This window comes from Flavobacterium hiemivividum (assembly GCF_004349145.1).
Classification (GTDB): Bacteria; Bacteroidota; Bacteroidia; order Flavobacteriales; family Flavobacteriaceae; genus Flavobacterium; species Flavobacterium hiemivividum.
In genome coordinates this window covers 424545-437255 of sequence record NZ_SMFO01000001.1, presented here as the reverse complement: position 1 = coordinate 437255, position 12711 = coordinate 424545, and the positions used below count along the sequence as shown (strand labels likewise).

Annotated in this window: 11 protein-coding genes; all 11 read left to right on the top strand. The window is 34.4% G+C overall.

All coding sequences use genetic code 11. The annotated features are described in order from the left end of the window. The first annotated feature begins 4 nt into the window (after nucleotides 1–4). The 11 genes from nrfD to ruvA all read left to right on the top strand — a co-directional run bounded on the left by nrfD (nucleotide 5) and on the right by ruvA (nucleotide 12704). Nucleotides 5–1408: an NrfD/PsrC family molybdoenzyme membrane anchor subunit gene (gene nrfD / locus E0F98_RS01970; RefSeq protein WP_132108676.1), complete on the top strand. Its 1404-nt coding sequence runs from the start codon at nucleotides 5–7 to the stop codon at nucleotides 1406–1408. Continuing rightward, nucleotides 1401–1925 carry a DUF3341 domain-containing protein gene (locus E0F98_RS01965; protein WP_132108674.1) on the top strand — a complete coding sequence of 175 codons (525 nt, stop codon included), beginning with the start codon at nucleotides 1401–1403 and terminating at the stop codon, nucleotides 1923–1925. Before nrfD ends, E0F98_RS01965 begins: the two co-directional genes overlap by 8 nt. Nucleotides 1926–1932: 7 nt before the next feature. Continuing rightward, the gene (locus E0F98_RS01960) at nucleotides 1933–2478 is read left to right on the top strand and encodes a c-type cytochrome (protein WP_132108672.1); all 546 of its coding nucleotides are present in this window, start codon (nucleotides 1933–1935) and stop codon (nucleotides 2476–2478) included. A gap of 27 nt (nucleotides 2479–2505) precedes the next feature. Beyond that, a complete protein-coding gene (locus E0F98_RS01955; RefSeq protein ID WP_132108670.1) occupies nucleotides 2506–3873 on the top strand; it encodes a cation-translocating P-type ATPase in 1368 nt (455 codons plus the stop codon). 19 nt (nucleotides 3874–3892) lie between these two features. After that, nucleotides 3893–5047 carry a cytochrome c oxidase subunit II gene (locus tag E0F98_RS01950; protein ID WP_132108668.1) on the top strand — a complete coding sequence of 385 codons (1155 nt, stop codon included), beginning with the start codon at nucleotides 3893–3895 and terminating at the stop codon, nucleotides 5045–5047. A 28-nt stretch (nucleotides 5048–5075) separates the two neighbouring features. Then, nucleotides 5076–6854 carry a cytochrome c oxidase subunit I gene (locus E0F98_RS01945; protein WP_132108666.1) on the top strand — a complete coding sequence of 593 codons (1779 nt, stop codon included), beginning with the start codon at nucleotides 5076–5078 and terminating at the stop codon, nucleotides 6852–6854. 141 nt (nucleotides 6855–6995) lie between these two features. After that, entirely contained in the window at nucleotides 6996–8018 is a 1023-nt protein-coding gene (ruvB, locus tag E0F98_RS01940) for a Holliday junction branch migration DNA helicase RuvB (RefSeq protein ID WP_132108664.1), read from the top strand. Between the two features lie 45 nt (nucleotides 8019–8063). After that, a complete protein-coding gene (gene queG, locus E0F98_RS01935) occupies nucleotides 8064–8987 on the top strand; it encodes a tRNA epoxyqueuosine(34) reductase QueG (protein ID WP_132108662.1) in 924 nt (307 codons plus the stop codon). A gap of 191 nt (nucleotides 8988–9178) precedes the next feature. Further along, entirely contained in the window at nucleotides 9179–9613 is a 435-nt protein-coding gene (locus tag E0F98_RS01930) for a CBS domain-containing protein (protein WP_132108660.1), read from the top strand. Between the two features lie 154 nt (nucleotides 9614–9767). Continuing rightward, nucleotides 9768–12050 (top strand): NADP-dependent malic enzyme, encoded by a 2283-nt coding sequence (locus E0F98_RS01925; RefSeq protein WP_132108658.1) that lies wholly within the window; start codon nucleotides 9768–9770, stop codon nucleotides 12048–12050. A 72-nt stretch (nucleotides 12051–12122) separates the two neighbouring features. Beyond that, entirely contained in the window at nucleotides 12123–12704 is a 582-nt protein-coding gene (gene ruvA / locus E0F98_RS01920) for a Holliday junction branch migration protein RuvA (RefSeq protein WP_132108656.1), read from the top strand. Nucleotides 12705–12711: the final 7 nt, after the last annotated feature.

Genomic DNA, 12711 nt, shown 5'->3' with positions numbered 1-12711 from the left:
GATTATGTCGTCTCACTACGAAGCAACCATTAGAAAACCTTTAGTTATAGGTGATAGATCTTATCACGACGTAACAGTTGATGTAGCTGCACCTGTTGAAGGGAAAGCAAACAAACATTGGTGGATTGTATTTTCAATCGCATTAGCAGCTTTCCTTTGGGGAATAGGCTGTATAATTTACACCGTATCTACAGGTATTGGAACATGGGGATTAAATAAAACAGTTGGTTGGGCATGGGATATCACAAACTTCGTTTGGTGGGTTGGTATCGGACATGCAGGAACATTAATTTCCGCGGTATTATTATTATTCCGTCAACGATGGAGAATGGCGATTAACCGCTCTGCAGAAGCAATGACAATTTTCTCCGTTATCCAAGCGGGTTTATTTCCAATTATTCACATGGGTCGTCCATGGTTAGCGTACTGGGTTTTACCAATACCAAATCAGTTTGGATCTCTATGGGTGAACTTCAATTCACCATTACTTTGGGATGTATTTGCAATTTCTACTTACTTGTCAGTGTCATTAGTTTTCTGGTGGACTGGATTGTTACCTGATTTTGCTATGCTAAGAGATAGAGCGATTACTCCTTTTAATAAAAGAGTTTATTCTATTTTAAGTTTTGGATGGAGCGGTAGAGCAAAAGACTGGCAACGTTTTGAAGAAGTATCTTTAGTTCTTGCAGGATTAGCTACTCCACTTGTTCTTTCTGTACACACCATTGTATCGATGGACTTTGCTACCTCTGTAATTCCAGGATGGCATACTACAATTTTCCCTCCTTACTTTGTCGCTGGAGCGGTTTTCTCTGGATTTGCAATGGTAAATACCTTGCTTATTATTATGAGAAAGGTGTCGAATTTAGAAGCGTACATTACTATTCAGCATATTGAATTAATGAACATTGTAATTATGATTACAGGTTCTATTGTAGGGGTTGCTTACATTACTGAGCTTTTCATTGCATGGTATTCAGGAGTTGAATACGAGCAATATGCTTTCTTAAATAGAGCTACCGGACCTTACTGGTGGGCATATTGGTCGATGATGACTTGTAATGTTTTCTCTCCACAATTTATGTGGTTCAAGAAATTAAGAACAAGTATTATGTTTTCATTTATCATTTCGATTGTTGTAAATATTGGAATGTGGTTTGAAAGATTTGTAATTATTGTTACTTCTTTACATAGAGATTATTTACCTTCATCATGGACAATGTTTTCACCAACGTTTGTAGATATAGGGATTTTCATAGGAACAATTGGTTTTTTCTTTGTATTGTTTTTATTGTACTCTAGAACATTCCCTGTAATTGCACAGGCAGAGGTTAAAACGATATTGAAAGGAACTGGAGATAATTACAAAAGAGAAAGAGAAGCAAATAAAGATTCACACCATGAGTAACAAAGTAATATACGCCATTTATAATGACGATGATATATTGATGGATGCGGTTAAACAAACCAGAGCAGCTCATCACCATATTGAAGAAGTTTTTACTCCATTTCCGGTTCACGGTTTGGATAAAGCAATGGGACTTGCGCCAACTAGATTAGCTATATGTTCATTCATATACGGTTGTATTGGTATTTCATTTGCTACTTGGATGATGAATTTGATTATGATTCAAGATTGGCCACAAGATATTGGTGGAAAACCAAGTTTTAGCTACATTCAAAATATGCCGGCATTTGTGCCAATTATGTTTGAAATGACCGTATTTTTTGCAGCGCATTTAATGGTAATTACTTTTTATATGAGAAGTAGATTGTGGCCATTCAAAGAAGCTGAAAATCCTGATGTTAGAACTACAGATGACCACTTCTTAATGGAAGTAGCGATTAACAATAACGAAGAAGAATTAGTTTCTTTTTTCCAAAGTACAGGAGCTGTAGAAGTTAAAGTAATTGAAAAGAATTAATCTAGATATGAAAAGGGTATATAAAATAACACTATTATTTGGTATTACTATTTTAGTAGCATCTTGCCATAATAATAAAGCACCGAACTATCAGTACTTTCCAAACATGTACGAATCAGTAGGATATGAAACATATGCTGAATCTGATGCGTTCAAAAACGGTAAAGTAGCGCAATTGCCTGCTGAAGGAACTATCAATAGAGGTTTTGAGCCTTATGATTATGAAAATTCAACTGCTGGTTATGAGTTAGCGAAAGCGAATCTTAAATCACCATTGGATTCTTTAGACAGAAACTCTGAAAAAGGAAAAATACTATATGAAATTTATTGCACCTCTTGTCACGGTAATGCTGGAGATGGTAAAGGGAAATTAGTCGAAAGAGAAAAATTCCTTGGGGTTCCTAGTTATAAAGACAGAGTAATCACTGAAGGAAGTATTTTTCATGTAGAAACTTTTGGATTAAATTCAATGGGAGCTCATGCTAATCAATTAAGTACACACGAACGTTGGTTAGTTGCTGACTACGTGCTTAAACTTAAAAGCCAATTATAATTGTTGAACAAACTGATCGTAATAGATATGTATACATTTTCAAATAAATTAAAAACTTTTTCTTTCATCTTGATGGCCGTAGGTCTATTAGGAATAGGGTATGGTTTTTTGAATGCACCGAAAGATATTCAAGAAGTTGAACATCTTCTTGCCGCAGAAAGTCATGGAGGTCACGGAGAGGCAACTCATGTGGAAGCAACTCATGGTGAGTCTAAATCTTCTGAAGACGCTCATGTAGGAGCTGCTGAGCATGCGACTGCTCATGATGTTAAAGAGGCTGCCGAACACCAAGAACATTTAAATCATGTTTTGCATCAGTTGCAAAACAAGCCTTGGGCAGCACTTTATGTTGCTTGTATTTTCTTTCTACTACTTTCTATGGGAGTTTTAGCTTTCTATGCAATTCAGCAAGTAGCACAGGCAGGCTGGTCTCCTGTTTTATTTAGAGTGATGCAAGGTCTTACTGCTTATTTACCTGTAGGATCAGTTATATTTTTTGTGATATTAATTATGTGTGGACTACACTTTAATCATTTATTCATTTGGTTAGATCCTGAAGTTGTTGCGCATGATAAATTAATAGCAAATAAGGCTGGTTATTTAAACTTTCCATTTTGGATTGTTAGAGCAGCTATATTTTTAATTGGTTGGAATTTATACAGATATTATTCAGCTAAAAATTGTTTAGCTCAAGATGAATCTAATGATGATAGTTACTACAAAAAGAACTTTAATATCTCAGCGGGATTTTTAGTATTCTTTATTGTTACTGAATCTATTATGTCTTGGGACTGGATTATGTCAATAGACCCACACTGGTTTAGTACTTTGTTTGGTTGGTATGTTTTCGCTAGTTTCTTTGTAAGTGGTATCACTGCAATAGCATTAGTTACTGTATATTTAAAATCTAGAGGTTTCTTAGAGCATGTAAACACTAGTCATATTCACGATTTAGCAAAATTCATGTTCGGAATTAGTATTTTCTGGACGTACTTATGGTTTTCTCAATTCATGTTAATTTGGTATGCTAATATTCCTGAAGAGGTAACTTACTTTATAACTAGAATACAATTGTATAATCTTCCATTTTTTGGAGCTGTAGTTATGAATTTCTTATTCCCATTACTAATTCTAATGCATAGTGATTTTAAAAGACTCACATGGGTAATTAGTATGGTAGGTGTAGTGATTTTAGTAGGACATTATCTTGACTTCTTTAATATGATTATGCCTGGAACAGTAGGTGATAGATGGTTTATTGGTATTCCTGAAATTGCATCAGTTCTTTTCTTTCTTGGATTGTTTATTTATTCTGTATTTACAGCCTTAACTAAAGCTCCTTTATTGCCAAAAAGAAATCCATTTATAGAAGAAAGTAAACATTTTCATTATTAATATTTAAAGAGATAAACAGATGACAAGTTTGTTGGTAATTATAGTTTTAGTTTTATTAGCTGTTGCTTTATGGCAGTTGACAAAGATATTTGATCTTACTCAGGTAGGCTCAAATGTGGATAGTTCAGAAGTGGCTACAGATAAGGATAACGATATTCAAGGTTATTTAATGTTTGGTTTTTTAGCCTTCATTTATATCTTTACAATATATGGTTTGTTTACTTGGGGGCCTCTTGTACTTCATACGCCAGCATCTGCTCATGGTGGGGAAATTGATTTCCTAATGAATATTACTTGGGTTTTAATTTTTATTGTTCAAGCAATAACACAGGTATTATTGCATTATTTTGCTTTTAAATATAGAGGAAAGCAAGGTCAAAAAGCTTTGTTTTTTGCTGATAATAATAAGTTAGAAGCGATTTGGAGTGTTATTCCTGCGGTTGTTTTGGCTGGATTGATTCTTTACGGTCTTTATGCGTGGACAAACATTATGTTTATTGACGAAGATGAAGATACTGTTGTAGTTGAATTATATGCTCAGCAATTTAAATGGACTGCGAGAGTAGCTGGAGAAGATAATGTTTTAGGAAAGGCGAATGTAAGATATATTGAAGGTGTTAATACCTTGGGTGTAGATTTAGCTGATCCTTATGCGCAAGATGATATTGTAGTTTCTGAATTACATATACCAAAGGGAAAGAAAATTCATTTTAAGATTAGATCTCAAGATGTTCTTCACTCAGCTTACATGCCTCACTTTAGAGCGCAAATGAACTGTGTTCCCGGAATGGTTACTGAATTTGCTTTCGAACCAATTTATACAACTTCTGAATATAGAGAGTTGCCTTATATGATTGAGAAAGTAGCGAATATTAATGCTATTCGTACTAAGAAAAGTGCTGCTTTAGTTGCCAAAGGAGAAACTGCATTAGACCCTTATACTTTTGATTATTTACTTCTTTGTAATAAAATATGTGGTTCATCACATTATAATATGCAAATGAAAATTGTTGTAGATACACCGGAAGATTATAAAGCTTGGTTAAAAGAGCAAACTGTTTTAGCTGAACAAGTTAAAGCTGCTGCGACACCAGCTCCTGTTGAAGGTGCGATGGAAGCTGATAGCTTGAAAGTTAAAGAAACAGCGGCTACTTCTAAAGTAGTAATGAAATAATTATTAAGAATATTTAAAGTACACATATATGTCAGCAGAAGTTCACGATCACGAACACCACCATAAAGATACTTTCATTACTAAATATATCTTTAGTATTGATCACAAAATGATTGCCAAACAATACCTTATAACGGGTATTATAATGGGAGTTATTGGTGTAGGAATGTCATTACTTTTCAGAATGCAATTAGCATGGCCAGAGGAGTCTTTTAGAATTTTTAATATACTACTTGGTGATAAATGGGCTCCAAATGGAGTTATGACAAATGATATTTATTTATCCTTAGTTACTATACATGGTACCATCATGGTATTCTTTGTTTTAACTGCAGGATTAAGTGGAACCTTTAGTAATTTATTGATTCCACTTCAAATTGGAGCGCGAGATATGGCCTCCGGATTTATGAATATGGTTTCGTATTGGTTATTCTTTTTATCAAGTGTAATCATGATTGGATCTTTATTTGTTGAATCAGGACCTGCAAATGCCGGATGGACGATTTATCCTCCTTTAAGTGCATTACCACAGTCTATTTCTGGTTCAGGATTAGGTATGACACTTTGGTTGGTTTCTATGGCTATATTTATTGCATCTTCATTAATGGGATCTTTAAATTATATAGTTACAGTTATTAACTTAAGAACAAAAGGAATGTCAATGACAAGATTGCCACTTACAATATGGGCTTTCTTTGTAACTGCAATTATTGGAGTTGTTTCATTTCCAGTTTTATTATCTGCTGCTTTGTTATTGATTTTTGATAGAAGTTTTGGTACTTCTTTCTTCCTTTCTGATATTTATATTGCTGGTGAAGTTTTACATTATCAAGGTGGTTCTCCAGTTCTTTTTGAGCACTTGTTTTGGTTCTTAGGACATCCAGAAGTATATATTGTAATTTTGCCTGCATTAGGTATTACTTCTGAAATTATAGCAACTAATTCTCGTAAACCAATTTTTGGTTACAGAGCGATGATTATGTCGATTATTGCAATTGCATTTTTATCTACGATTGTTTGGGGTCACCATATGTTCATCTCAGGAATGAATCCATTCCTAGGATCCGTATTTACCTTTACAACTTTATTAATTGCGATTCCTTCAGCGGTAAAAGCATTTAATTACATAACGACGTTATGGAAAGGAAATCTACAGTTGAATCCTGCAATGTTGTTTTCAATTGGATTAGTTTCTACTTTTATTACAGGTGGTTTAACAGGAATTATTCTTGGAGATAGTACACTTGATATTAACGTACATGATACTTATTTTGTAGTGGCTCACTTTCACTTGGTGATGGGTATATCTGCGCTTTATGGTATGTTTGCAGGGGTTTACCACTGGTTCCCTAGAATGTTTGGAAGAATGCTTAACAAAAACTTAGGTTATGTTCACTTTTGGGTGACTGCAATATGTGCTTATGGTGTGTTTTTCCCGATGCACTTTATCGGATTAGCAGGTCTGCCTAGACGTTATTACACAAACACAGCATTTCCTTTATTTGACGATTTACAAAACGTAAACGTTCTTATAACTGTTTTTGCATTAGTTGGTGGAGCGTTTCAATTAGTGTTTTTATACAATTTCTTTAGTAGTATTTTCTACGGAAAGAAAGCTGTTATGAATCCTTGGAAATCAAATACACTTGAATGGACTGCACCTGTGGAGCATATTCACGGTAACTGGCCGGGAGAGATTCCAGAAGTTCACCGTTGGCCTTACGATTATAGTAATCCAAATCATGACGTAGATTTTGTACCGCAAAATGTACCAATGAAACCAGGTGAAGAAGTTTTACATCACTAAAAATATTAAAAAGCCTCTGCGTAAGTAGAGGCTTTTTTTGTGCGGTGATTCGTGAATTAATTATTTAGATTGCTGTTTTTAATCTTTTTGCATTTATAATATATAATTTATAATTAGAATTTGCTTTGCTATCTTTGTTACATGAATGAAAATTTAGATCCAACAACTAACGGGTACAATTCTGAAGAATTTGATCTCGAAAAAAAACTTAGACCTTTGTCCTTTAATGATTTTGCAGGTCAAGATCAAATATTGGAAAACCTTAAAGTTTTTGTGGAAGCAGCAAATCAGAGAAATGAAGCTTTAGATCATACTCTTTTTCACGGACCTCCGGGATTAGGTAAAACGACTTTGGCTAATATCTTAGCTAATGAATTACAAGTGGGAATAAAAATTACCTCAGGGCCTGTTTTAGATAAGCCAGGTGATTTAGCCGGACTTTTGACAAATTTAGAAGAACGTGATGTTTTGTTTATTGATGAAATTCATCGCTTAAGTCCTATTGTTGAAGAGTATTTATATTCTGCAATGGAGGACTTCAAGATTGACATTATGATTGAGTCAGGTCCAAATGCTAGGACTGTTCAAATCAATCTTAACCCATTTACTTTAATTGGAGCAACAACTCGTTCGGGACTTTTGACAGCACCAATGCGTGCTCGTTTTGGAATATCATCTCGATTACAATATTACACTGCAGAACTGCTAACGACAATTGTGGAAAGAAGTGCTTCAATATTAAAAATGCCAATTTCAATGGAAGCGGCAATAGAAATTGCAGGAAGAAGTAGGGGAACACCTCGTATTGCGAATGCTTTATTGCGTCGTGTGCGTGATTTTGCCCAAATTAAAGGAAATGGAACAATTGATATAGAGATTGCTCGATACGCTTTAAAAGCTTTGAATGTCGATGCTCATGGCCTCGATGAAATGGACAATAAAATTTTGAATACCATTATTGATAAATTCAAAGGCGGACCTGTTGGGCTTTCTACTTTGGCGACAGCCGTATCAGAAAGCAGTGAGACTATTGAAGAAGTTTATGAACCTTTCCTTATTCAAGAAGGTTTTATCATGCGTACACCACGTGGGCGTGAAGTAACGGACAAAGCCTACAAACATTTAGGAAAAGTTAATACAAATATTCAAGGAAATCTTTTTTGATTTTTAGATTCTTAAAATATGGTTAGTACAAATCTTTAAATAATTATTATTACTTCAAAGTCAAAATACACGCAATTCATTAAATCCGAAGCCAAACGCCTCGGATTTTTATCTTGTGGTGTTTCTAAAGCGGGGTTTCTTGAACAAGAGGCGCCTAGGCTTGAAAAATGGTTGAATAATAATCATAATGGACAAATGTCCTATATGGAAAATAATTTTGACAAGCGATTAGATCCTACATTGCTGGTTGATGGTGCTAAAAGTGTAATTTCGTTAGTATTGAATTACTATCCTGAAAGCTTGCAAGTTGAAAACTCCTATAAGATTTCGAAATATGCCTATGGTACAGATTATCACTATGTAATTAAAGATAAACTTAAAGAATTGCTGTTTTCTATTCAGGAGAATATCGGCGAGGTTGCTGGTCGTGCTTTTGTTGATTCAGCTCCTGTTCTGGATAAAGCTTGGGCTGCCAAAAGTGGATTGGGCTGGATAGGGAAAAACAGCAATCTATTAACTCAAAAAGTAGGTTCGTTTTATTTTATAGCAGAACTTATTGTTGATTTAGATTTAGACTATGATTTTGCCACAACGGATCATTGCGGTACTTGCACTGCTTGTATCGATGCCTGTCCTACTCAGGCAATTGTAGCACCTTATGTTGTCGATGGAAGCAAATGTATTTCTTATTTTACTATCGAATTAAAAGAAAATATTCCGCAGGAGATGAAAGGTCAGTTTGATGATTGGGCTTTTGGCTGTGATGTTTGCCAAGATGTTTGTCCATGGAATAAGTTTTCAAAACCACATAACGAACCTTTATTTAATCCGAATACCGAGATTCTTTCGATGTCTAAAAAAGATTGGGATGAAGTAACCGAAGAGACTTTTAAAGCAGTATTTAAGGATTCTCCTTTAAAGAGGTCGAAATATACGGGGTTGAAACGAAATATAGATTTCTTAAAGTAAGGGTATTTTTAGACGTTAATTTAGTTTTTTTTAGTGAAAATGTTACAGTATTTATTGATGCTGTACATGTTTTTATTTTAGAATTAGTATTTAAGTTATTTGTTAAAACTGATTTAATTATACTTTTTTTAAGAAAAACAGCGTTTATATTCTATTTTTTTTAACTTTATGGTCAAGTTAAACCTTTCGATATGACTGTAAATCAAATATTAAGCATTAAAGGACATGATGTCCATTCTATAGTTTCGACCATCACGGTGTATGAGGCTTTAAAAGTAATGGGCGAGAAGAATGTTGGTGCTGTTTTAGTAATTGAAGATAATCGACTTCAAGGAATACTTTCTGAAAGGGATTATGCTCGAAAAATTGTATTGAAGAATAAAGCCTCGAAGGACACTTTGGTACACGAAATCATGGAGCGTAATATGATTACTGTGAAACCATCGGACAACCTCGATTTTTGTATGGAATTGATGAGTACAAAGCGAATCAGACATTTACCGGTTGTGGACGACAAATCCGTTTTAGGAGTTATTTCTATTGGAGATGTTGTAAAGTCGATTATAGAAGTGCAAAAAGAAACAATTCAGCACTTAGATTCTTATATTAGTGGAACAAAAGTGTAGACTCAAGCAGATACAAAATATTATTATAGCCGCAATCGTTGTGGCTATTTAATTTTTAGCACAATTTGATTGGTTTTCTATAAAAGATAAAGATAAATACCTGCTTTTTAAATCAAGTCTTCTATCTTTGTCTACTACAATAAAATGTAAAATAATGAATAAAAACAGTAAAAGAAGAGAGGCATTGCTTTATCACGCAAAGCCAACTCCAGGGAAAATTCAAGTAGTACCTACTAAGAAATATGCAACACAAAGAGATTTATCTCTTGCTTACTCTCCAGGTGTGGCTGAGCCTTGTTTAGAAATTGCAAAAGATGTTGATAATGTCTATAAATATACGGCCAAAGGAAATTTAGTTGCCGTTATTACAAATGGTACCGCAGTTTTAGGTCTTGGAGATATAGGACCTGAGGCATCTAAACCAGTTATGGAAGGAAAAGGTTTGTTGTTTAAAATATTTGCTGATATTGATGTTTTTGACATCGAAATTGGTACAAAGGATATTGAAGAATTTATTCAAACTGTTAAGAATATAGCGCCAACTTTTGGAGGGATTAATTTAGAAGATATAAAAGCTCCTGAATCTTTCGAAATTGAACGTCGATTAGTAGAAGAATTGAATATTCCTGTCATGCATGATGATCAGCATGGAACAGCTATTATTTCATCGGCAGCCTTGATAAATGCTTTGGAATTAGCAGGTAAGAAAGCTGAAGATGTAAAAATGGTTGTCTCAGGAGCAGGATCAGCTGCATTAGCTTGTGCTGATTTATATATTCTATTAGGTGTTAAGATGGAAAACATTTTAATGTTTAATAGTAAAGGATTGCTGACTAAAGACAATCCTGCATTGTCAGAAATGCAATTAAAATACGCTAAGGATATTGCACCATTAACTCTCGAGGAAGCATTAGTAGGCTGTGATATTTTCTTAGGCCTGTCGTCAGGAAATATTATGACGCCACAAATGTTGCTTGGAATGGCCGATAACCCAATCGTTTTTGCAATGGCTAATCCAGATCCAGAGATCGACTATAACTTGGCTATGGATACACGTAAAGATATTATCATGGCAACAGGAAGGTCTGACCATCCTAATCAAGTGAATAATGTTCTTGGATTTCCATATATTTTTAGAGGCGCGTTAGACGTTCGTGCAACAAAAATTAATGAAGCGATGAAAATGGCTGCAGTAAAAGCCCTGGCGTCACTTGCAAAAGAATCAGTACCAGAACAAGTTAACATTGCTTACGGTGAAACTAAATTAGTTTTTGGTAGAGAATATATTATTCCAAAACCTTTTGACCCAAGATTAATTACTATCGTTGCTCCTGCTGTTGCAAAAGCAGCAATGGACTCTGGAGTGGCTTTAAATCCAATAACGGATTGGGATAAATATGAAGAAGGTTTACTAGACCGATTGGGTAACGATAATAAAATGGTTCGCTTGATAACTAATAGAGCGAAGATGGAGCCGAAGCGAATTGTATTTGCTGAAGCTGATCATCTGGATGTCTTAAAAGCGGCTCAAATTGTTTTAGAAGAAGGAATCGGACATCCTATTTTACTTGGAAACAAAGAAATTATATTAGAGTTAAAAGAAGAATTAGGTTTTGATGCCGATATAGAGATTATTGATCCTAAAATAAAAGAAGAAGATGCGAGGCGCAATAGATTTGCAACTACGTATTGGGAATCTAGAAAAAGAAAAGGAATCTCTTTCTATGATGCTCAAAAATTAATGCGGGAACGCAATTACTTCGCCGCTATGATGGTGAACGAAGGAGAGGCCGACGGATTAGTTACTGGACATTCTAGAAGCTATTCTTCGGTAGTTAGACCAATGTTGCAATTAGTTGATAAAGCGGTAGGAGCTTCGATAGTTGCTACTACAAATATTATGATGACTGCTCGTGGTCCAATGTTTTTATCAGATACAGCAATAAACATTAACCCAACGGCAGATGAATTAGCTAAAATTGCGATTATGACAGCAAAAACGGCGAAAATGTTTGGAGTAGAGCCAGTTATAGCAATGGTTTCTTACTCTAATTTTGGTTCGTCTAGTAGTGCTGGCGCTGCCAAAGTAAGAGAAGCGGTAGCTTATCTACATGAACATCATCCTGAATTAGTAATTGATGGCGAGTTACAAGCAGATTTTGCTTTGAACCCAGAGATGTTAAAAGAGAAATTTCCGTTTTCTAAATTAGCAGGAAAAAAAGTTAATACTTTAATTTTCCCTAACCTTGAATCAGCAAATATTACCTATAAATTATTGAAAGAGTTGAATAAAGTCGATTCTATAGGGCCTATTATGATGGGAATGAGTAAGCCTGTTCATATTTTCCAACTTGGTGCAAGTGTAGAGGAAATGGTCAATATGGCGGCAATCGCAGTTATTGATGCACAAGAGAAACAAAAGAAAAAAAATAATTAAATTAAATGCTATATTGCTTACCATGATTTTTGATTGTGGTAAGCTTTTTTTTTGGAATAAATTTAAGATTCAATGATAGCACATTTACAAGGTAAACTAGTTGAAAAAACACCTACGCAAGTAGTAATTGATTGTGCTGGTGTGGGGTATGAAGTGAATATTTCCTTACATACTTATTCATTAATTCCAGCAACTGATTTTATTAAACTCTATACTTATCTTCAAATTAAAGAGGATGCGCATACTTTATTTGGATTTGTTGAAAAATCAGAAAGAGAGATTTTTAAATTGTTGCTTTCCGTTTCAGGTATTGGAGCTAGTATTGCCAGAACGATGCTATCTTCCTTAGATCCAAAACAAATTACAAATGCAATAGGATCAGGTGATGTAGTTACGATTCAATCGATTAAAGGAATTGGGAGTAAAACCGCTCAAAGGGTAATTCTCGATTTAAAAGATAAAATACTGAAATTGTATGATTTAGATGAAGTTTCAATGTCGCAAAGCAATACAAACAGAGATGAAGCGTTATCAGCTTTGGAGGTTTTAGGTTTTGTTAGAAAAACATCAGAAAAAATTATTGAAAAAATTGTAAAAGAAGATCCAGAAGCTTCTGTGGAGTCGATCATAAAAAAGGCTTTAAAAAACTTATAAATCAAAC

What these genes read in the sequence shown, in the direction of transcription:
- nrfD (WP_132108676.1), top strand. Translation starts at nt 5, where the DNA reads ATGTCGTCTCACTACGAAGCAACCATTAGAAAACCTTTAGTTATAGGT.
- E0F98_RS01965 (WP_132108674.1), top strand. Translation starts at nt 1,401, where the DNA reads ATGAGTAACAAAGTAATATACGCCATTTATAATGACGATGATATATTG.
- E0F98_RS01960 (WP_132108672.1), top strand. Translation starts at nt 1,933, where the DNA reads ATGAAAAGGGTATATAAAATAACACTATTATTTGGTATTACTATTTTA.
- E0F98_RS01955 (WP_132108670.1), top strand. Translation starts at nt 2,506, where the DNA reads ATGTATACATTTTCAAATAAATTAAAAACTTTTTCTTTCATCTTGATG.
- E0F98_RS01950 (WP_132108668.1), top strand. Translation starts at nt 3,893, where the DNA reads ATGACAAGTTTGTTGGTAATTATAGTTTTAGTTTTATTAGCTGTTGCT.
- E0F98_RS01945 (WP_132108666.1), top strand. Translation starts at nt 5,076, where the DNA reads ATGTCAGCAGAAGTTCACGATCACGAACACCACCATAAAGATACTTTC.
- ruvB (WP_132108664.1), top strand. Translation starts at nt 6,996, where the DNA reads ATGAATGAAAATTTAGATCCAACAACTAACGGGTACAATTCTGAAGAA.
- E0F98_RS01930 (WP_132108660.1), top strand. Translation starts at nt 9,179, where the DNA reads ATGACTGTAAATCAAATATTAAGCATTAAAGGACATGATGTCCATTCT.
- E0F98_RS01925 (WP_132108658.1), top strand. Translation starts at nt 9,768, where the DNA reads ATGAATAAAAACAGTAAAAGAAGAGAGGCATTGCTTTATCACGCAAAG.
- ruvA (WP_132108656.1), top strand. Translation starts at nt 12,123, where the DNA reads ATGATAGCACATTTACAAGGTAAACTAGTTGAAAAAACACCTACGCAA.